The sequence below is a fragment of the Acidovorax sp. Root402 genome, from assembly GCF_001425125.1.
Taxonomy (GTDB): Bacteria; Pseudomonadota; Gammaproteobacteria; order Burkholderiales; family Burkholderiaceae_C; genus Acidovorax; species Acidovorax delafieldii.
Genome location: NZ_LMDQ01000014.1, coordinates 859,380 through 880,381, shown reverse-complemented (window position 1 = coordinate 880,381; position 21,002 = coordinate 859,380). Strand labels below are relative to the sequence as shown.

The following is a 21,002-nucleotide window of genomic DNA, read 5'->3' as shown; positions in this document are numbered from 1 at the left end:
AAAGACGGAGCCAAGAGTTTGATGAAAACGAGCATTTCAATGAAATGCTCGATGACGGTGACCTTGGTGAATATGAGCTAATCCTCAAAAAACCGGATGGAACCGAGTCTCCTATTCCTTCCATCAGTCGCGCTTTGTTCTATGCAGACCGACCTACTTATGCGGCTCTAATGAATGAGCAAGGTATCTTGGAGCGAAATCGAACTCTTCGCTTGGACAGTTTTCCATCCAACGAGGCGGTTTTTGACAGATTGCAAACACTGGTGCGACGCAGAGCAATGGTGCTTCCATTTGTCGGTGCAGGGTTTTCTGTTGATGCGGGTTGCCCGTCTTGGACGAAGTACATTGTTCAGCAAGCGATCAAGGGCGGAATGGACGAAGCAGATACGCAGCGTCGACTGCAAGCTGGTGAACATGAACTTGTCATGGATGAAGTTATCGCCGCTCAAACGTTGGATGTTTTTACACGGGAATTCCGCTCTGCATTTGAAAATCAAAAAATTGATTCATCGAAGAGCCCTTCTGTCGAATTGTTTGATTTGTTTAGGGGCTCAGTGATTACCACAAATTTTGATCGGGTACTGGAGAACTGCCATCAAGAAGCTGGTGCGCCATTTGCAGAGAAAGTGGTTGGAAACGAAGATTCGTATAGATTCATTAAGGCTGCATTTCAGGGGGAGAAGTATCTCCTCAAGTTGCATGGCAATATCGATGGGCAGAGGGATCGTGTTCTCACACGCCAAGAATATGACCAAAGCTATGCTGATGGTCTCCCTGTGCCACGTACTTTGGCGCGCGTCTTTGCCAGTTTTTCAATTCTTTTCCTCGGGTGTAGTTTGATAGCTGACAGGTATTTGACTTGTCTAAAAGAAGTGTTTGGGCAGAACAAGGATTCATTGCCAGATCATTTCGCGATCTTGACGGCCCCGGATGACGCGCAAGAATTGAGAGAGCGTGACAAGTTCTTGGCATCGCATGGAATCAGCCCCATTTGGTATTCCGAAGGGGACTGGGCTGCTCCTGCTGAGATTCTTCAGCGATTGAAACTGGAGCGGTAGCTTCCATCGTCGTCATCTGCTTAGCGCGATTGGGCCGCAGGTGAGCCGACCTGGGCCAATGCTTGGCCTGCCCAGACCACCCAGTTCCACTTGGCCCAATAGCTGGTGGATTCCAATACTTTTTTGAAAGCGAATTCCCGTGTCGAGCTTTGAAACCAACCCCAAGGACATGAAAGACCTGCTTGTCGATATCCAGGCAGGCAAGATCCAGTTGCCCGACTTTCAGCGTGGCTGGGTGTGGGAGGACATGCGCATACGCGAGCTGCTGGTAAGTGTGGCCCAGTCCTTCCCGGTAGGGGCCGTGATGATGCTTGAGACGGGCGGCGAGGTCACATTCGAGCAGCGCGGGGTAGAGGGCGTGGAGCCCCGCCCCAAGCCAGAAGATGCGAAATGGCTGATCCTGGATGGCCAGCAGCGCCTGACCACGCTGACACAGGTGCTCCAGCTCAAGGCGCCGGTGCAAACCCACAACGGGCGGGGCAAGAGGCTCAAGCTCTACTACTACTGGGATATCGAAAAAGCGCTGCAGCCGGGTGCCGATTTGCTGGACGCCATCGTGGCGGTTGACGAGAGCCGCCAGCAGTACGGGCAGTTCCACCGCGATGTCACTCTGGACCTGAGCACACGGGAGCGTGAATGCTTAGCGATGCACTTCCCCTGCAATGCCATGTTTGATGCCATGGCCTGGATGGTGGACCTGAGCAAGCTCAATCCCGCGAAGATTCAGCAGTTCTTGGAGTTTCAGCAGGCTGTCATTGCCCGGTTCGCGGGGTACAAGGTGCCGGTCATCCAACTGCTCAAGGACACCTCGAAAGAGGCGGTGTGCACGGTGTTCGAGAAGGTCAACACTGGCGGCGTGCCGTTAAACGTGTTTGAGCTGATCACGGCGACTTTTGCTGCCGAAAAGTTTAATCTGCGCGACGACTGGCTGGGCAGTGTGGAACGCAGTGTCGAAGGCCGGCAACCCCGCCTGCAAACGTCGGAATTGCTGCGCAATGTGGAGGCCAGCGACTTCATCCAAAGCATCACCCTGCTGGACACCCTGGCCAAGCGCCGCGAGCGGCTGGCCGAGCTGACCCAGGCCAACGGCGGGGTGGTGCCTGACGCGGACAAGCAGCAACTGCCTCCGGTCAGCGCCAAGCGCAAGACCATGTTGATGCTGACTCGCACGGCCTACCAGTCCTGGGCGGGCAAGGTAGAAAGGGGATATGCGCAGGTCCCGCAGTTCTTGCGCCGCCAGTCCATCATGCGACTGCGAGAGTTGCCGTATCACACACAGCTGGTGCCTCTGGCCGCCATCCTGACCGAGCTGGACGACAAGGTGTGGCTGACGCCGGTGGTGTTTGACAAGCTGTCTCGCTGGTTCTGGTGTGGAGTTCTCGGAGAGCTGTACGGCGGCGCGGTCGAAACGCGCATCGCCAAGGATGTGGAAGAGGTGCTGGACTGGGTGTTGCGCGATGGGCCTGTGCCGTCCACAGTGCTGGACGCCAGCTTCGACGCGCAGCGACTGGACCGGCTCTACACGCGCAACAGCGCAGCCTACAAGGGCGTAAATGTGCTGATGCTGCGCCAGGGCGCGCAGGACTGGTACTTCAAGTCCACGGTGGACAAGCTCGACCATGACGACATGATGAGCCTGGATATTCATCACATCTTCCCCGAGGACTGGTGCAAGAAAGGCGGCATTAAGCCCGCCGTGTTCAACAGTATCGTCAACAAGACGCCCATCTCGTACAAGGCCAACCGCAAGATTGGCGGGGCGGCACCGTCCAAGTACCTCGCCAAACTCCAGGCGGAGAAGCTGGTCGGGCTGGACGATGCGGCCATGGACTCACTGCTGCACACGCACCAAATTCCCGCGTCGTTCCTGCGCGCGGATGACTTTGACGGCTTTTACAAGGCACGCAAGGCGCTGCTTCTCCAGTTGATTGAGCAAGCGATGGGCAAGGCGCCATCGGCAAATGCTCGAGCAGCGAACGACGGCGATGATGATCTGGCGGAGGAGGCGAACTAGTTGCAGGTGACCGAGGCCTGATGGCTCTGGGCCGACGACGCACTCCCAAGTGCGGCCAGGCCATATGTTCGGGACGCTGCTGGCGACGACACCGCCGCGGCGTTTGGGTGCATTGCGCGCTACAAGGTTTGCCCAATTCGGAAGTCGAATGAATGTAAGGTTTTGACAGGTTTTGCGGCAGCGCTTTTTGCGCGATTGGCTCGGGTTTTCATGTGCCCCAACTTTGGAATCCGAGGCGCTAAAACCGTCCTCACCAGCTTGGCATCCGCAAGCGCGTAGTTGTACTTTCGCCGAACTACTCATCAACCTGACAACGAAACTTCGCGGCCGTTGTCGGCGAACGGAAGTGAGACAAAGAAGAGTGAAGGCGCGATAGTGGGAAGAGCCGGAATGAGCGTGGAAGAGGTGGGGCAAGAAAATCACGACGTTCTGTAGTTCTGCTCACGGTGTCCCCGCGCCCTCAGCCGGATTCCACCGCCCGGTCCAACTCATGAAGTTGTCAATCAGGAGGTGGTCCTCATGGATTTCCGATTGACGGCCGAGGTACAGCATCCTTTTTGATGCCGAGAATGCTCGTTCGCCGCTGTGCTGAAGCATTCGTGTGTTGAACGCCGCCGCAAAAAGACGTCCTGCGTTCTGCGTGCCGCCGCCTTTGTCCCATCGGCCGATCAGAGCAGCCTTTCGTGAGAGAGGAAACAGAACCTCGGTGTTCGCCAAACCAAAGCCCGGAGCGTTCAGAAAGCTTGGCGTCGTCGGCGGATTGACCCACGCGAGAGTCACCGGGCGGTCGGAAGTAATAAATTCGATGTCATTGCCGTCCACTGTGTAAAGCGTCCAAACCCGCCTACCCAGCAGTTCTAACAACTTGTTTGCCAGGTCGAACTCTAACCTCATGTGGTACTCCCGAGGCACCGCCACATCGAACTCCCCACGTTGCGAAAAGCTCCTCGCGTCCTCGTAGCTTATGGCGGTATTCACGGGCACTCCATCGGCCTTCATTCCCGCCGTTGTAGCCTGCCAGGTCTCCGCGTCCCGGGTGATGGTAGCGAGAAGACCCTTGTGCACCCGTTCGTGAAACTCTCGGACGTTCTCCCGGTTCTCAGGAGATCGCACCGCCAGAACGGCCATGAAATTGAGGGTTAGGTTCGCATCTTCGCCCTCAAACCTTCGAGAGGCGGCAACGCGCTTCATGGCGTCTGTGCAAGAACCTTCAAACGCCGACAACGCCGTTTCCACAACGGTAGGCTCATAGCCGGGGATTTCCACGCGATTGAAGTCGCGTTCTCCGCCAACGTTGCGCACATTGGCCTCAAAAGTTTTGAGCTGTCGAAAGTCTGTGACCTGGGTGAAGAAAGCTGGCTTTTGTTTCCTTTCCCGGCGCTGGGCAAACCCCCGAAGATAGGTTTGCGAGATGTAGTGGTGATGGCGGGCTTCTGATTCCATGGCGGCTTAAGCGTAGAGCGACCATTCTCGCAAGGTCACCGACGTCGCTTGCCAATTGGAAAAAGGGTAGGACCTGCGCAAAGAAGTAGGCGTGCAATTGAGTTTCGAGTGGTGCAAGCCCCTTCGGACGAATTTATGTCGCTACCGGAATCGCGCAGCGCTTCATGTGGGCTGCCAATAGCGCCTCATATTTGGGCTCAGTGGTGCAGTTGACTGCCTGCAGATGGCATCTCTAGAGGGTTTCCGTGAGACGGTGCAAGGGGGTGGTCTGGTTGGTACTGATTGCACCGCCAGACGGTGCAGCATCCTTGTGCGTTGTACCGCCAGACGGTGCTATGGCACCGCTGCGTGCACCGCGTGACGGTTTAAGCAGTGTGTTTTTCAACGGTTGGGTGTGCTGGTATGCGCCACGTTGAAAGGATTCGGCAGCGCCAGCGTCATACCCCGGCAGCCGGTCGAGTGTTTGCCAAGTGACTGCATACCAGCTGGCCTTGTTCGGACGGTGGCCTTTGACGGTCTCGTGGATGAAGCCTGCTTCGATCAGCTCACGTTTGGCACGGGTGATTACGTCGCAGCTTTTCCAGCCGCGTGTGGCCAGGTAGGCAGCGGATGCCAGCAGGCGCCCGTTGTTGTTGAACACGAATTGACGCGCAATCTCCAGGAGCAACGAGCGCGCGGGGTGGCTCAGGTGCAGGTAGGCAGTGCAATCCAGCACAGACCACGGAAGGGCCACGAATCCTCCTGGGTCGCGGCCAGACGCCTTCTTGCGGCTCTTGTTGCGGCCGTTAGCCATTGCTGACGGGAGCCAATTGCAGAGGTTGGACAACAGCTTCGAAATCCTGGAGTACGCGCTTGACCCGCTGGTAGCCATCGCGGTGGTCCGAGGCGCCGCGCAGCGCTCCCGCCGCCAAGGCCTGACCGACTGCCAACAGGGACAGCTTTGCGAGCGGTGCTGTCGAGCGCTGGCCAGCCTCTACGCCTGCGGCCTTGTTCACCAGCTTGTTGATATTGCCGTGCACGTGGCGCTCGTTGGGGGAGCCAGACGCCAAGGCGTGGATCTGGTCATGCAATTGGTGGTAGGTCGGCATGTACTCCAATTTGCGCGTATCCGCTGCTAGCCGAGCGTCATTGAACGCCTTGACCAGGCGGACTTTCAGCTCGCGAACGCGGGGGGTATTACGGCTGAAGGTCAGCAGCAGGTAAGCTTGATTCTCATTGAGCAGCGCAAATTTCATCGACTGCCCGGTGCGGCTGTCAGGCGAAGGTCCGATTTCAAATCGGACCTTACCGAGTTCCTCAAAATTGTCTTTGTAGGCGCTGACCAACTTGAGCAGGCTTTCGTGCTGGGTTTGAAGCTGCATCGCGAGCAAGCGAGAGTCGATGCGTGCTTCCGTCTTTGTGGCAGTGAGTTCCAGTGCCGTGGTGCGGTGTTTGAGGGGCGAATCTTTCGCTTGCATCTTCCGCTCCTCAGTCCTTGCCATCGGTCTGTGCGGCAATCCACGCACGGACGGCCCCTATGTTCCAGGCCGTCACGCGCTGGGACAACTTAACGGGTTTTGGGAACGTACCTGCTTTTACCATCCGCCATAGCGTGGGTGCGCTGAAGGGCAGCGGAGCGAGGAGGCCTGGACGCTTGGGACTTTGCACCAACTGCGACTCGCGGATGAATGCGCTGTCGGGCAGATGATCGAAGACCGAGGGGTTGACGTGGCGCGGTGCGGCGGAAGCTGCGCCGTTTGCATTGACTACCGTCTTGGCGATAGACGCATGAGGTTTGGTGGGGCTGAGTGACATTGCGAGCCTTCTTGTGATGTGAAGGCTCGGACTTTGTCGATTGGAGCTGCTGTCGAACAGGTGGGCCGCTTGAGAAAACTGCCCCCCCTTCACCACGCTAGGGATGGGTGCTTCAAAATTTCAAGACTACGCCCCAAATTGAAGAAATCACGAAAACTGAGCAACCATGCGGGTTTGCCGGGGGGGGGGGGCGCTAGCGCCGAGGGGAGGGGCGCTTCAACGCGGTCGGCGTTTTGGTGGCTCCTCCCTCGGGTTGCCAATTCGCAGCCATTGCGGCTTGTTTTATGGCTCCGTCATTTCTTTGGCCAAGTTTGTACCCCGACTTGATGTTGTCTTGTCGATGAATCAAGCCGAACTCTTCGTATCGTGTTTCCAGCCACTCCGTCATTGCAGACAGCGGAGATTTGCTACGCCTCAAATTTTCATCTTCCATGGCCTGCCACGCCCTCACTGACGCCGCGAGCTTCCCTGAGTAGCGCGCATGATTGGGATCGAGGTAATCAGGTTCGCCACTTTTCTCCGAATAGAAGAACGGAGGGCGAACATTGCGCGATTCAAGCCAGGCTTTGAGAACGTCGACCTCAACCAAGGTTGACCAGGCATCAATGTCTTCCACAGGGTCCCAACGGCCTCCGCTCACGGCGTCTACGTTGCGGATGCCGTGCGATTTGCCGGGATAAATCTTTGCTGGTTGGAGTTTTTTGGCCTTAATGGAATTCAGCAAAGCTTCCACAACACGGCGAAAGACGGCCTCGCAGTTCTCTGTGCCATTTCCATTTTCCGTAGGGTCTCCGTCCAAATATGGAGAGGTCATCGTGTTGCTCCCCAGCCTGGTGGTCGGTACGCCCACAATGCAGCATGCCGCTTCTGCGATTGTCAGAACATCAGCCAATCGCATAGCGTCCCAATCGCTCATGATTTTCAAGTTCATTCGGTCTCCTGTTCCCGTTACGCTGCCTTGAGCTGCAGCACGGTCGCGCCAAGGCGAAGCTTGTCTAGATAGTCTGCCCACTCAGTCATCATCCTGCGCCGCTGCTCCATGAATTCAGCTCGGTCATAAGCAGCCCCCAGCGGGCCCGATTTGCCGTGCGCCAATTGGGCTTCGATCACGTCGGCAGAAATACCGTGGATACGCTCAATCATCAGCGTGCGCGCCATCGCTCGGAAACCGTGGGCGCTCATTTCGTCGGAAGCGAAGCCCATGCGCCGTAGGGCTGCATTGATAGTGTTGTCGCTCATGGCTCGCTCGCCTGTGCGCAGACTGGGGAACGCATATCGGCCATGGCCGGTGAGGGACTGCAACTCTTTCAGGATGGCGACGGCTTGTGGAGCCAAGGGAACAAAGTGCGGCCTGCCGTTGATCTTCTGCGCAAGCCGCCGCTTCATGTCCTGGGAAGGGATGGTCAGCAGGGCCTTGTCAAAGTCAATCCACGCCCACTCCATCTGCCGGATGTTGCCGGGACGCTGAAAGAGCAGGGCAGACAGCGCCAGCGCCGCCTTGGTCATGGGCTGGCCGGTGTAGCCATCAATGGCCCGCAGAAGTTCGCCCGCTTTGGCAGGCTCCAGTACGGCAGCCATGTGCTTGACGACTATGGGCTTCAATGCACCGTGCAGGTCAGTCACGGGGCTGCGTTCACAGCGCCCGGTCTGAATACCGTAGCGGAACACCTGCCCTGCTGTCTGGCGCAGGGTGTGGGCGGTTTCGTTGGCGCCGCGCTTCTCTACCTTGCGCAGGGCGTCCAGCAGCACGGGTGCGGTGATGGCGGGCAGCGTCAGCTTGCCAATGTACGGAAACAGGTCTTTCTCCATGCGCTCGATCCACCGCGCTGCATAGCGGGGGCTCCAGCCGCTGGCCTGGGTGGCGTGGAATTCACGGGCCACCGCCTCAAAAGTGTTGGCTGCGGCCACTCTAGTTGCCAGCTTTTCGGCCGTCTTGGTGGCGCCAGGGTCTAAACCTTCGGCCAGCAGCTCGCGGGCTTGCTCTCGGCGCTTGCGGGCTTTTGCGAGCGAGACTTCTGGGTACACGCCGAGCGCCAGCGTCTTCTGTTTGCCGAGGTGGCGGTAGTTCATGCGCCAATACTTGCCCGCCGGTTTGACGTGGAGGTACAGGCCCTGCCCATCGGCGTGCTTCACGCCCGTGGCAGAGCCGGCGGGCTTGATGTTCTTCACAAAGGTGTCGGTAAGTGCCATGCGTGCCCCTGTTGTTGGTATCTGCACAGTTGGTATGTCGAGATACCAGCAGAAGTACCAACTTTTTGTTGGTATGTCATGGTACGCAGTGAAACGGCCTGAGACAACAAAAAACCCGCAGCGCTAGGAAACGTGCGGGTTCTGAGAGGTTGTGAGACTGTCTGAAGGGGTGTTTTGGCCTGCCCGGAGGGACTCGAACCCCCGACCTATAGCTTAGAAGGCTATTGCTCTATCCAGTTGAGCTACGGGCAGATGGATGTTGGCCGGCTGTGTGGCCGGACGGGCTTGCGGAGTGTCCGCATCTGCGTAACGCAGGACGCTAATCATACCCGCCCTGGCCCGTGCTCTTGGCGCTGCTGCAGGGGCGATTTTGCTGCCGGGATGGTGATGCGGTTATAACCGGGCCATCCCCCTTGACTGCCCGCCTCACTGGAGCATTTGCCCATGCCACACAGCGTCACGCTGATCCACACCATTGCCGCCGCCTTGGGCCTGGCGTTGGTGCTGGGCTTTCTGGCCGCCCGTCTGCGGCTGCCAGCATTGGTGGGGTACTTGCTGGCTGGGGTGGCCATCGGCCCGTTCACTCCCGGTTTTGTCGCAGATGCGGCCCTGGCCAGCCAGCTGGCGGAGATTGGTGTGATGCTGCTGATGTTTGGCGTGGGCCTGCATTTCTCGTGGGGCGACCTCCTGGCCGTGCGCAAGATTGCCGTGCCGGGTGCTGTGGTGCAGATGATCGTGGCGACGTCGCTGGGTATGGCGTTGGCCCTGTGGTGGGGCTGGGGCATGGGTGGTGCCCTGGTTTTTGGTCTGGCACTGTCGGTGGCCAGCACGGTGGTGCTGTTGCGTGCGCTGGAGACCCTGGGGATTCTGGACAGCTACACCGGACGCATCGCAGTGGGCTGGCTGGTGGTGGAGGATCTCGCCATGGTGCTGGTACTGGTGCTGCTACCCCCGCTGGGGGGATGGCTGGGAGGCGGCACCGGGGCCGACCTGGATGCTGCGCAGCTCTGGCGCACGCTGGGTTGGACCCTGCTGCAGGTCGGAGCGTTTGTGGTGCTGATGCTGCTGGTCGGGCGCCGGCTGTTTCCCTGGCTGTTATGGCAGGTGGCTCGCACAGGCTCGCGTGAGTTGTTCACGCTGTGCGTGGTGGCCGCAGCGGTGGGCATTGCGTTCGGGTCGGCTGCGCTGTTTGGCGTATCGTTTGCGCTCGGGGCCTTCTTTGCCGGCATGGTGATGCGCGAGTCCGAGTTCAGCCACCGCGCTGCGCATGAGTCGCTGCCTTTGCGCGATGCCTTTGCCGTACTCTTTTTCGTGTCGGTCGGCATGCTCTTCAACCCCGCCGTCTTGTGGGAGCGCCCACTGCAAGTGTTGGCAGTGGTCGCCATCATCATGCTGGGCAAGACGGTGGCCGCTGCGGGCCTGGTGCTGGCGTTCCGTTACCCGCTCAACACAGCGCTCACCGTATCGGCCAGCCTAGCGCAGATTGGTGAGTTCTCGTTCATTCTGGTCGCACTGGGTTCTTCGTTGGGGCTGCTGCCGCCAGAGGGGGCCAGCTTGGTATTGGCGGGGGCCCTGTTCTCCATGGCGCTCAACCCGTTGTTGTTCCATGCCATTGCGCCGTTGCAGGGCTGGCTGCGCGCCCGATCCGCGCTTGCGCGGCGGCTGGAGCAGCGGGATGACCCTTTGGCCGAACTGCCCACCAGCACCGATTCGCGTTACCTCGCGCGGCAGGTGGTTCTGGTGGGGTACGGCCGGGTAGGGCGGCGTGTGGCGGCAACGCTGGCGGCCAACGATATTCCGTTTGTGGTGGCGGAGCAGAACCGGGAGCTGGTGGAAGCCTTGCGGGCCGATGGCGTGGCCGCCGTGTTTGGTGACGCGGTGGAGCCTGCCGTGCTGATCCAGGCCCACATTGCACGGGCCGCTATGCTGGTGGTGGCTACCCCGGACGCGCTGCAGGTGCGCCAGATGATCGAGACGGCGCAGACCCTGAACCCGGGCATCGACATCGTGGTGCGGAGCCACAATGAGGACGAGGCCCAGCGGCTGGTGCAGGAATGCAGCCATGCCCAGGTGTTCCTGGCAGAAGATGCCTTGGCACAGGCCATGGCACGCCATGTGCTGGAGCGTGCCCGGGACCGCCAGGCCCGCGCCACGCGGCCCGCGCCACTGCATGGACCGGCATGATTTGAAAGAAATTTGCCTGTAGCGCCAGAAGAATATGCCGGGGCAGCTATAAAATTAATAGCAATAGTGCGTCTGCAGCCACAGTCCCAGCGCAGCATCCGGGCAGCGCTCCTCACGGAGCGTCCCATCTGACCCCGCCAAGAACGCAGACCTCAGCCTCGCGCCATGCAGCGACCTGCCGCAAGGCACGGATCAATCCGTTTCTTCAAACACCAGCGATGGCACGGCCATCACGCGGGCACTTTGGCCCAGGTCCTGGATCAGGTGGTTGGCAAAGTAGCTGTTCTGCGTGTCGGGCTCCAGCGCTGCCACGGCCAGATTGGCACGTGGCTGGTTCAGGGGCACATAGAAGCTGCCAGCAGGTGCATCAATGGCGCTACGTACGGCAGACACTTGCACACGCACGATGTCGCCACCACCGGCAATGGTGCCGATCACGTCCTGGCGGTTGCCGGTTTCGCGCGCGGTTTCGCGGTAGCTCTCGGCCAGGACAGAACCTGGCTCTGCCACCCGCATGACCTGGATGCCCAGCTGGCGCAGGCGTTCCACTGCACCGCTGGCGTCTGCCGACAGCCAATAGCCGCAGGGCCGCGCACGCACCTTGGTGTTGCGCAGTGTCAGCGATGAGTTCCAGTCCACGCGAATGCTGCGATCGGCGCCGGTTTCGGGGTCCAGAAAATCCAGGTCGCGCTGGGTGGGCGTGGCCTCCGCTTCAATAACCACCTGGTCGCGGCAGGCCAGGGCGCTGACGTCGCGGGCCACGAACGAGCGTACCTGCTCCAGGTTGGCCGCCCGCTCGGCGGTGGTCCGCAGCGCGCTGGTGATGGCGGTGACCTGGGCATGCACGCGGCGCTGGATGTGCATTCGGCCGATGCCCACCCCACGGGTCTCGATCAGCAGGCTGACCGTGTTCTTGAGGCCATGGACGTTGCGCCCCGTGTCGGGCTGGGTGCCCCCCATGGAGATGCGCTTGTCCTGCAGGTTGGTCGAGGTGGTGTAGTACCAGTCACTTGTCAGGCCCTGGGCCTTGAGGGCCGACACCATGGGCTGGTGAAACCATTCCTGCGATGCCTTGGTGAGGAACTCCGGATAGTTGGCAGTGGTGGTGTATTGCAGCAGTGCGTCGTAGCGCTGGATGGCGTTGAACTTCTGCAGATAGCGGCCCACCACGGTGTATTCATGGGCGTCCACGACCAGGATGGGGCGGTAGTCGTTGATGACCTGCGCAATGGCGCGGGCCTCGGGCGTGTTGAGCAACAGGTGGTCGCGGTTCAGGTCCACGCCGTTGGCTGTGACGCGGGTGCCCACCTCGGCGCCATCGGGGTTGGTGCGGGGCACCACCACCACGTTGATGCGGTCCAGCAGCGGCTCCAGCAGGCCTTGGGCCAGCTCACGGCTGATGACCAGCAGTGCCTCACTGCCTGCGGGTTCGTCGCCATGCTGCTGGCCGATCAGCACAACGGTGGGGCGGCCGCTCTTGTCCAGGCTGGCAGGGTCTGTGCCTGCGGCGCGGGTGAGCAGCAGGCCCTGGATGGGCTCGCCGCGTTGCGAGGTGCCAATCTGCAGCAACTGCGTGCGTGTGCCGCCACGGGGCACGCCGTCGCTCAGCCCGCGCAGCCATTGGCCTAGCTCGGCATTGGTGGTGAAGGCCCTGCGGTCGGCACCCAGGCCGGGCGTGCTGTAGACCACAGAAGGGTTGGGGAACCGCGCGGCCACCGCATCGCCATAGGGCGGCGCCATGGGCGCCTCGTCGCGCACCAAGAGCGGCGCGGACGGGGGCAGGGGGCTGGCCACCACGGCAGCCCGTTGTGGCGGCAGCTGCGAGGGCGTCTGCTGTCCCAGCGGTGCGGGTACCACCGTACCTTGTTGTACGCGCGGCAGTGGCGCGGGGGCGCTGCGCTGCTGGGCAGTGGGGGTGGATGGCCAAGGGGGCAGCGGGGTGCTGCCGCAGGCTGTCAGCAGCAGTGCTGCCAGCGTGGCCGGGGCGGCCCAGGGCGCAATCCGTGGTTCAGGACGGGAAAGCGGGGCGGTATCGGCGCTGCGGCGCAGGAAATTGTGCTGGGTCATGGTGTGGGCTGCCAGAGAGAGCCCCTGTTGTGGGGCGAGTGGGGCGCTTTGTACGTGGATGTTACCTGCGCGCACCCGCCTCTCCTTGTCAGCGTACATCCCGTTGCAAACCCGTGGCGCCGTGGGCTGCCGCAGTGATCAGCGAGGGGCGTCGCTGGGTGCGCTAACGTCGGTCGGCGGCGGCGAGATGCTCTGGGCCAGAGGAGAACTGGGTATTTTCAGGCGCAGCAAGGCGCGCACAAAGCCGTGGTCCGAGCGCGTGCGGTCGCGTCCCTCATGCAGGTGGTCGTTGAAATAATCCACCCGGCGCACATCGCCCACGCTGTTGCGCCCATTGGGCAGGAACTCCTCGCTGACCAGGATCTGGTCCAGCACATAGGGCGCGCCCTGGTGGATGTGGGAGTAGGCCACGTCCTTTTTCAAGGCGAAATCTCCCTGCAGGTCGTACGCATTGAACAAGGCCACATCACGGGCGGACCGGTCGTAGGCGATGTCGGTGGTGGCGCAGATCAGTTGCGTGGTCACGCTGTCGGGGGTGTCGTTGAAGTCGCCCAGCACTACCAGGGGCACGCTGGTGCGGTGCAGCAGGTCGATCACCAGGCACCGCAGCGCCATGGCCTCGGCGCCGCGCATGATCAGCGAGCGCAGCGATGCCAGTGCGACCACCTTGCGGTCGTCCCTGTCCTCCGTAGGCTGGCCCAATGCGTCCTGCAGAAATTTGGGGCGCTTGGATTTGAGGTGCGCGGTGAGGACGTTGAGGGTTTGGCCGTGCTTCATCCGCAACGTGGCCACGAGGGGTGGGCGCTCGAAGCGCGTGTGTTGGCCAATGCCAGGCACATCCACCTGAAAGCCCGGTGGGAAGTCGGCAAAGGACTGCAGTGCCTCGACCTTGAGCCGCGTGGCCAGGCCCACACGGGGCGTTCCCTGTGCGCCCTGTTGGGTGTCGTTGTTCTCTGCCCCTGGCACGGCGACAAAGTCGTAGCGCAAGCCACCCCGACCCAGCGCCCCTTTGAAGGCCGCGTCGTCCCAGACCTCCTGCACCGCCAGTACATCGGCGTTCAGTGCCCGAAAGCGCTCGCCCAGCCAGGTGATCTTGCGTTCAAACTCGGTCTGGCTGTAGGGGTCCTGGTTCTCGTAGAACAGGCGTCCCGGATTGGCCAGGTTGAGCACATTGCAAGTGGCCACCATGAGGGTGTCCAGCGGTTGGGGAAGTTCGTTGGGGCGCATGAAGGGCGTACAGCGTAGGCGGGGTCACGACGGCTGCACCCCTGTATCAACTGGCCTGCAGCGCGCGGCCGGACAGCACTTGCAGCCCGGGTCGGCCCAACTGTACGGCACGGACGAGCGCACGGGCCACCTCCGCCCCGGGGCGGGCACGGTAGTTGGCGGGCAGGACCGGGTTCAGCCACTGAAACAGTTTGAGCGACAGGGACTCTGCGGGCCGGTGGGCTTGTTGCAGCGCCCGGCGTTCGCCCATCAGCAGGGATGGGCGTGCAATGACCAGCGTCTCAAAACCCAGCTGCTGAAGGTCGCGCTCGACCTCGCCTTTGACGCGGTTGTAAAAGATGCGCGACTGCGCATTGGCCCCCATGGCGGTGACCACGCCACAGCGGGTGGCGCCCGCCGCGCGCGCTGCGCGGGCCGTGGCCATCACGGCGTCATAGTCCACCGCACGGAACGCGCTCTGGCTGCCGGCTGCAGCCATGGTGGTGCCCAGGGTGATGTAAACATCATCGACGTGCGGCAAGGCGGGCATCGCCGCAAAATCCACCGCGTGCAGTTGCAGGCGGGGATGGTTCAGCGCTGGCGCACGCCGCCCTTTGGCGTGCAGCACATGGATGCTGGCGCCCGCTGCGTCCGTGGTGTTGGCAGGGGGCGCTTTGCGCGTCTCAGCGGTTAAAAGAGCCGCGAGGACCGCCTGGCCCACGAGGCCCGTTGCCCCGGCCACCACCGCCACCCGTGCCTGATCCGCCACCATAGCCGCCACCTCCAGAGTTGCGATACCCACCACCACCACCGCCGCCACGGCGGCCGCGTTCAGCCATGCTGTCCACGCTGGTCCGCATGGGGTCGGGCTGACCGCCCGCACCGTGGCCCGAGCTGCGATGGCCTGGGTTGCTGTGACCCAGGTGTGTGCCCAGGTGCGCATTGGCGCGGGGAGGTTGTGCGTCATCGTAGCGATGACCACCGCCGCCTTCGGGGCGTGGGCCTCGGCTGCGCGCAGGTGCCTGGGCGGCGCCGTCACGGGCACCACCCCGACCACCGCCCTGGCCTCCGCGGCCGCCGCCGGCTGGACCCTGGGCGTTGCGTGGAGCCCCGCCACCGGAACGGCCACCACCGCCACCACCGTTGCCTGCACGGGGGCCGCGCTCCCCACCTTGGCCGCCGCCCTGGCCTGCCTTGTTGGTGCGGATGCGCTCCATCATTTCGCTGCGGGCGGCCTTGGCGGCTGCCTGCATCACATCACGGCTCGGGGGCTTGCCTGCGCCGCCCCAGATGGTCTGGCGGCCCATGGCGATGGGTTCCGCCTTCTCGCCGGGTTCTGGGCCAAAGCCTTCGATCACCTGGACAGGAATCTGCTGCTTGGTAAAGCGCTCGATGTCCATCATGAAACCTTCTTCGTCCATGCAGACCAGGCTCACGGCTTCGCCCGTAGCGCCTGCGCGGCCCGTGCGGCCGATGCGGTGCACGTAGTCTTCGGAGACGTTCGGGATTTCGTAGTTGACGACGTGCGGCAGGTCATCGATGTCGATGCCACGTGCGGCGATGTCGGTGGCCACCAGGGCACGGATCTCGCCACTCTTGAAGCCCGCCAAGGCCTGCGTACGGGCACTCTGGCTCTTGTTGCCGTGCAAGGCCATGGCCTGCACACCGTTCTTGGTCAGGAACTCGGCCACGTTGTTGGCGCCGAACTTGGTGCGCGTGAACACCAGCACCTGGCTCCAGTTGTGTTGCTGGATGATGTGCAGCAGCACCTGCTTTTTCTTGCCGCGGCCCACGGGGTGGATCACTTGCGAAATACGCTGCACCGTGGTGTTGCGCGGGGTGACCTGGATGCTTTGCGGGTTCTTGAGCAGGGTGTTGGCCAGCTCGCGGATCTCGTCGCTGAAGGTGGCCGAGAACAGCAGGCTTTGCTTGTCCTTGGGCACCAGGGCCAGCACCTTCTTCACGTCGTGGATGAAGCCCATGTCGAGCATGCGGTCGGCTTCGTCAAGCACCAGCACCTGCACGGTGGAGAGGTCCAGGAAGCCCTGTTGCTGCAGGTCCAGCAGACGGCCAGGGGTGGCCACCAGGATGTCCACGCCGCGCTTGATGCGGTCGATCTGCGGGTTCATGCCCACACCACCGAAGACCACGGTGGAGTTGATGTCCAGGTACTTGCCGTATTCGCGCACCGATTCTTCGACCTGGGCTGCGAGCTCACGGGTGGGGGTCAGCACCAGGGCGCGGATGCCCTTGCCGCCAAACTTGTTCTTGGGTGCCGTGCCTTGCGAGAGGCGGTGCAGCATGGGCAGGGTGAACGCAGCGGTCTTGCCGGTGCCAGTCTGCGCGCCGGCCAGAAGGTCGTGGCCTTCCAGAACGGCGGGAATGGCCTGGGCCTGAATGGGCGTGGGGGTTTCATAGCCCGTTTCGTGCACGGCCTTCAGGATGGCAGGAGCCAGGTTCAGTTCGTCAAATGTCATGTCGTTGGATGCGCCCGTCCGGGGCGCTGGGTATCCGCCTGTCATGCAACCGGGAGGTTGCTGAGCCAGTCTCAGGCTGATGAGGTTCAGGATTGGGAGCCCGGAAGCGTGTCTTCCTTCGTCCCCAGCAGTGTGCTGATGTGGCGGGCAACTGGAGCCCACAACGGGGGTATTGTCGCATGGACCGATAATCTAGGGTTTGAGAGCGCGTTCGGCGTCTTTTTGGAATGCTCCAAATGGCCCTCTGAACCTGCTCGGATGCAGACTTCCTGCCCACTTTCGCAAGCTAGAACCCTCCATGGCCCAATACGTTTATTCGATGAATCGCGTCTCCAAGACCGTGCCGCCCAAGCGGCAGATCTTGAAGGACATCTCCCTGAGCTTTTTCCCGGGCGCCAAGATTGGTGTGCTGGGTCTGAACGGCTCGGGCAAATCCACGCTGCTCAAGATCATGGCCGGCGTAGACAAGGAAATCGAAGGCGAAGCCATTCCGATGCCCGGCATCAAGATCGGCTATCTGCCCCAGGAGCCCCAGCTCAACTCGGAGCACACAGTCCGCGAAAGCGTGGAAGAGGCCATGGGCGAGGTGTTTGCCGCCAAGGCCAAGCTGGAAGAGGTGTACGCCGCCTACGCCGAGGCCGATGCAGACTTTGACGCACTGGCCGCTGAACAAGCTCGCCTGGAAGCCATCATTGCGACGGCGGGGACTGACTCCGAGCACCAGCTCGAAATCGCTGCCGATGCCCTGCGCCTGCCTCCTTGGGACGCCAAGGTCGGGCTGCTGTCTGGTGGCGAAAAGCGCCGCATTGCGCTGTGCCGCCTGCTGTTGTCCAAGCCCGACATGCTGCTGCTCGACGAACCCACCAACCACTTGGACGCTGAATCGGTGGACTGGCTGGAGCAGTTTCTGCACCGCTTTCCGGGCACCGTGGTGGCCATCACCCACGATCGCTACTTCCTCGATAACGCGGCGGAGTGGATTTTGGAACTGGACCGCGGCTACGGTCACCCCTACAAGGGCAACTACAGCACCTGGCTGGACCAGAAGCAGGCCCGTCTGGAATCTGAAAACAAGGGTGAGGAGGCACGCGCCAAGGCCCTGAAGAAGGAACTGGAATGGGTGCGCCAGAACGCCAAGGGCCGTCAGGCCAAGAGCAAGGCGCGTATCGCCCGTTTCGAGGAACTGAGCGACTACGAATACCAAAAGCGCAACGAAACGCAGGAAATCTTCATTCCTGTGGCCGAGCGCCTGGGCACCCAGGTCATTGAGTTCCACAACGTCACCAAGTCTTTCGGCGACCGTGTGCTCATCGACAACCTGTCCATGACTATCCCTGCGGGTGCCATCGTGGGCATCATCGGTCCGAACGGGGCCGGTAAATCGACCCTGTTCAAGCTCATCGCGGGCCGCGAGCAGCCGGACAGCGGTGAGGTGGTGATCGGCTCGACCGTGAAGATGGCCTTTGTGGACCAGCACCGCGATGCCCTGTCGGACGACAAGACCGTGTGGGAAGACATCTCCGGCGGCCTGGACATGATCAACATCGGCAAGTTCACCATGGCCAGCCGTGCTTACGCAGGGCGCTTCAACTTCAACGGTGGCGACCAGCAAAAGAAGGTGGGCATGCTGTCGGGCGGTGAGCGTGGCCGTCTGCACTTGGCCAAGACACTGATTGCTGGCGGCAACGTGCTGCTGCTGGACGAGCCTTCGAACGACCTGGACGTGGAAACCCTGCGCGCGCTGGAAGACGCTTTGCTCGAATACGCGGGCACAGTGTTGGTTATCAGCCACGATCGCTGGTTCCTGGACCGGATCGCCACGCACATTCTGGCCGCCGAAGGTGACAGCCAGTGGACGTTCTTTGACGGCAATTACCAGGAGTACGAGGCCGACAAGAAGAAGCGGCTGGGTGAAGAAGGTGCAAAGCCCAAGCGGATGCGTTTCAAGGCCCTCAAATAAAGGCCGAGGTCAAGTAGGATTGCATCTGGAAACCTCTTGTCCGATTCCTCCCTCCCACCATGTCCCTGCCCGCATCGCGTCTGAGAGCCGTTTTCCGCGCCTGCGTTGTCAACGCCGTTCGCGGTGGCGAGGCCTTGATGGGGCAGCTCGTCAAGGTCACCCAAAGTGCCTTGACTAGCGAGGAGTCGGCCAGCCGCAACATCCAACAGCGCAATTTGTTCAGTGATGCACTGCGGCTGCTCAACGAGCACGAGGCTGCGCTGGTCAAGGGCTATCCCATGGCCTTGCTGGAAATATTTGCCGAAGGCCCTGCGGTAGCCAAGGGGCGCAGTTCGGCCGATGACACCGGCATGGACTTTGGCGAGCTTTCGCTCATGGACGAAAGCGAGATGCAGGCCCAGGTGGAACTGTCCAAGGCCCAGCAGTCTGCGCTGCATGCTACCGACGCCGTACTGGCCGAACTCAACACCCTGGTGAGCGCTGCGCAAGGTTTGCGCAGCGTGCAACCCGAGCGCAACCCTCTGCGGCCCGAGAGCTACATCCGTGCATTGCAGCAGGTGGTGGGTGAGACCGGCGTCTCGGCCGAGGTACGGCAGCTGTGGATGCAGCACATGCGCGACCTGCTCGGGAAGCTGCTGGCCGAAGAATACAAAAAAACCGCCCAGAGCTTGCGTGAGCATGGCGTACAGCCGGTGGGCTACGCAGTGCTGGGCACGCCTGCGGGCGGCGGTCGCGGCCAAGGCACCGGTTACGGTGGGTCTGGCTATGGCGGGCCCGGTACGGGTTACGGGGGCGGTTATTCCGGGTACGGCCCCTCAATGAACGCGCCCATGAGCGACTATGGCAACACAGGTTATGGGCGTGGTATGGGTCCCAGCACAGGCTGGAGCGGCGACTCCCAGCAGGGTGCCATGGTGCCTGTGCCCGTGGACGCTGCCGAAGAGGCATTGCTCACGGTCGGCATCCTGCGCCAGATGTTGGCGGGCGGTGATCCATTTGCCCCTCCTCCGGTCTACGGCGCCGTGCCCGCACAGGCGGTGGTCATGCCCAGCGGCGCGGGTCAGCCGGGCTGGGTGGACCCCCGCGCGGGAGCCGCCAGCGCTCAGTCATCGTTGGCCGGGGGCTACTACCCGTCGGGTGCGGCCGCTGAAGCGATTGAAGACATGGCGCAGCTGGAGCGCCTGGTGGGCCGTCTTGCCGGTGGGGGCACGGTCAGCCAGGCGGGCTCTTTGCCCGTGCCTCTCGCAGGCTGGCGTGGGCCTGGCGTTGCGCCGGTGGTCTATGCAGCCATGCCCATGGAGGCTGCTACCCAGTCCACCGCCATGGCGGTGGAGGTGGTGGGGCGCATGATGGCCAACATCTCCCAGGACGCCCGTTTGCTGCCCCCTGTGCAGCAGGCCGTCAAGAGCCTGGAGCCTGCGCTCAAGCAATTGGTGCACCACGACGGCCGGTTTTTTACCGACAGCAGCCACCCTGCGCGCCGCCTGCTTGACGAGCTTACGCAGCGCAGCTTGGCATTCACCGCCGAGACAGAGCCTGGCTTCAGCCGCTTCATGCGACTGGTGACCGAGGCTGTGGGCCACCTGTCTGCCCATGAGGTCAAGGACGCGGGGCCGTTCGACACCGTGCTCAAGGCGCTGCAGTCTGCCTGGGACACCCAGGAGCAAAAGATCAAGGCCCAGCAGGAGGCCGAGCAGAAAGCCAAATTGCAGGCGGAGCAGCGCGAACTGCTGGCCGAGAAGATCGCAGCCGATATCCGCAAGCTGCCGGATGTGGACAAGGTGCCGTCGGACGTGCTGGATTTTGCGGCGGGCCCCTGGGCTGACGTAGTGGCGCTGGCGCAGGTGATGCGCAGTGACGATAGCCAGGAAGATGACCCCAGCGGTTACCTGGCGCTGGTTCCGGTGTTGCTGTGGACTGCGCAGCCTGACCTCACGCGCCAGGAGACGGACCGGCTCAACGAAGCCATCCCCGGCCTGCTGGCCAAGCTGCGCAAGGGCCTCAAGACCATCAACTACCCGGCGGTGCAGACCAGCGCATTCTTGCAGCGGCTTGTGGCGTTGCACCAGGCCGCTTTTGAAAAACCGGCTCCTGCCCCAGTGTCCGCCCCTGCGGGAGAGCCCGAAGTGGCCCCGGAGGCGACAGAGCCGTCCGAATCGGCAGAGGCGTCCGCTCCTGCACCGCAGGACAGTGCCCAGGCGCCGCTGGACACCCCGGACCCTTACGCTGATTTTGTCATCGGGGCCTGGGTGGAGCTGGTGACCAATGGCCGGGTGGTGCGCACCCAGCTGACCTGGGCCAGCCCGCATGGCACCCTGTTTTTGTTCACTGCGCCGGATGCCAGCACCCAATCCATGACCCGCCGCATGCGCGACAAGCTGGCGGCCGAAGGCTCGCTGCGCGTGGTGCCGGCCCAGCCGCCCAAGCCTGCCAAGCCTGCGATCCGCGCTTCGGGCTCTACGGAAACGGGCGGGGCAGATCGCAAGTCGTCCGAGGGCCGTACGGGCTTCGGCTCCAAAATGGCGCCGCTGTCCAAATCCGCCCCCCTGGCCCCGGCTTCGGGTGCCAAGTCGCCCAAGAATCGCTGATCGCACAGACACGCGCGCTGC

General features: G+C 62.1%; 15 protein-coding genes and 1 tRNA gene. 5 read left to right on the top strand and 11 right to left on the bottom strand.

The genetic code is table 11. The features are described from left to right. The first annotated feature begins 44 nt into the window (after positions 1–44). Together ASC83_RS23630 and ASC83_RS15155 are read left to right on the top strand one after the other, a co-directional pair. Entirely contained in the window at positions 45–1,058 is a 1,014-nt protein-coding gene (locus ASC83_RS23630; protein WP_082522471.1) for an SIR2 family protein, read from the top strand. Between the two features lie 139 nt (positions 1,059–1,197). Next, the gene (locus ASC83_RS15155) at positions 1,198–3,072 is read left to right on the top strand and encodes a DUF262 domain-containing protein (protein WP_056064151.1); all 1,875 of its coding nucleotides are present in this window, start codon (positions 1,198–1,200) and stop codon (positions 3,070–3,072) included. A 441-nt stretch (positions 3,073–3,513) separates the two neighbouring features. On the opposite strand, the gene ASC83_RS15150 is transcribed toward ASC83_RS15155, so the two are convergent. The 7 genes from ASC83_RS15150 to ASC83_RS15125 form a co-directional block, all read right to left on the bottom strand. Further along, positions 3,514–4,515 (bottom strand): DUF4238 domain-containing protein, encoded by a 1,002-nt coding sequence (locus ASC83_RS15150; RefSeq protein WP_056064148.1) that lies wholly within the window; start codon positions 4,513–4,515, stop codon positions 3,514–3,516. A 232-nt stretch (positions 4,516–4,747) separates the two neighbouring features. Next, a complete protein-coding gene (locus ASC83_RS15145; protein ID WP_156379515.1) occupies positions 4,748–5,155 on the bottom strand; it encodes a hypothetical protein in 408 nt (135 codons plus the stop codon). A 145-nt stretch (positions 5,156–5,300) separates the two neighbouring features. After that, positions 5,301–5,972, bottom strand: a complete 672-nt coding sequence (locus ASC83_RS15140; protein ID WP_056064143.1) for a Rha family transcriptional regulator — start codon at positions 5,970–5,972, stop codon at positions 5,301–5,303. Positions 5,973–5,982: 10 nt separating this feature from the next. Further along, entirely contained in the window at positions 5,983–6,309 is a 327-nt protein-coding gene (locus ASC83_RS23625) for an AlpA family transcriptional regulator (protein ID WP_082522500.1), read from the bottom strand. Between the two features lie 193 nt (positions 6,310–6,502). Then, the gene (locus tag ASC83_RS15135; RefSeq protein ID WP_056064140.1) at positions 6,503–7,240 is read right to left on the bottom strand and encodes a hypothetical protein; all 738 of its coding nucleotides are present in this window, start codon (positions 7,238–7,240) and stop codon (positions 6,503–6,505) included. A gap of 17 nt (positions 7,241–7,257) precedes the next feature. Beyond that, complete coding sequence (locus ASC83_RS15130) at positions 7,258–8,499, bottom strand: integrase arm-type DNA-binding domain-containing protein (protein ID WP_056064137.1); 1,242 nt, start codon at positions 8,497–8,499, stop codon at positions 7,258–7,260. A gap of 175 nt (positions 8,500–8,674) precedes the next feature. Next, positions 8,675–8,751, bottom strand: a tRNA-Arg gene (locus tag ASC83_RS15125). Positions 8,752–8,943: 192 nt separating this feature from the next. On the opposite strand from ASC83_RS15125, the gene ybaL reads away from it, so the two are divergent. Next, positions 8,944–10,683, top strand: coding sequence for a YbaL family putative K(+) efflux transporter (ybaL, locus tag ASC83_RS15120; protein WP_056064134.1), 1,740 nt, complete (start codon positions 8,944–8,946; stop codon positions 10,681–10,683). A 192-nt stretch (positions 10,684–10,875) separates the two neighbouring features. Here ybaL and ASC83_RS15115 read toward each other — a convergent pair whose 3' ends face one another. The 4 genes from ASC83_RS15115 to ASC83_RS15100 form a co-directional block, all read right to left on the bottom strand. Continuing rightward, positions 10,876–12,750, bottom strand: a complete 1,875-nt coding sequence (locus tag ASC83_RS15115) for a M14 family metallopeptidase (protein ID WP_056064131.1) — start codon at positions 12,748–12,750, stop codon at positions 10,876–10,878. A gap of 138 nt (positions 12,751–12,888) precedes the next feature. Then, the gene (locus ASC83_RS15110; RefSeq protein ID WP_056064126.1) at positions 12,889–13,977 is read right to left on the bottom strand and encodes an endonuclease/exonuclease/phosphatase family protein; all 1,089 of its coding nucleotides are present in this window, start codon (positions 13,975–13,977) and stop codon (positions 12,889–12,891) included. 46 nt (positions 13,978–14,023) lie between these two features. Beyond that, positions 14,024–14,584 (bottom strand): nucleoside-diphosphate sugar epimerase, encoded by a 561-nt coding sequence (locus tag ASC83_RS15105; protein WP_235509386.1) that lies wholly within the window; start codon positions 14,582–14,584, stop codon positions 14,024–14,026. Positions 14,585–14,639: 55 nt separating this feature from the next. Further along, on the bottom strand, positions 14,640–16,433 hold the full coding sequence (locus tag ASC83_RS15100) for a DEAD/DEAH box helicase (RefSeq protein ID WP_056064120.1): 1,794 nt from the start codon (positions 16,431–16,433) through the stop codon (positions 14,640–14,642). Positions 16,434–16,731: 298 nt separating this feature from the next. Here ASC83_RS15100 and ettA point away from each other — a divergent pair, with 298 nt between their 5' ends. Both ettA and ASC83_RS15090 read left to right on the top strand, forming a co-directional pair. Next, complete coding sequence (gene ettA, locus ASC83_RS15095; protein ID WP_056064117.1) at positions 16,732–18,393, top strand: energy-dependent translational throttle protein EttA; 1,662 nt, start codon at positions 16,732–16,734, stop codon at positions 18,391–18,393. Between the two features lie 59 nt (positions 18,394–18,452). Next, the gene (locus ASC83_RS15090; protein WP_056064115.1) at positions 18,453–20,981 is read left to right on the top strand and encodes a DUF1631 family protein; all 2,529 of its coding nucleotides are present in this window, start codon (positions 18,453–18,455) and stop codon (positions 20,979–20,981) included. The last annotated feature ends 21 nt before the right edge of the window (positions 20,982–21,002 follow it).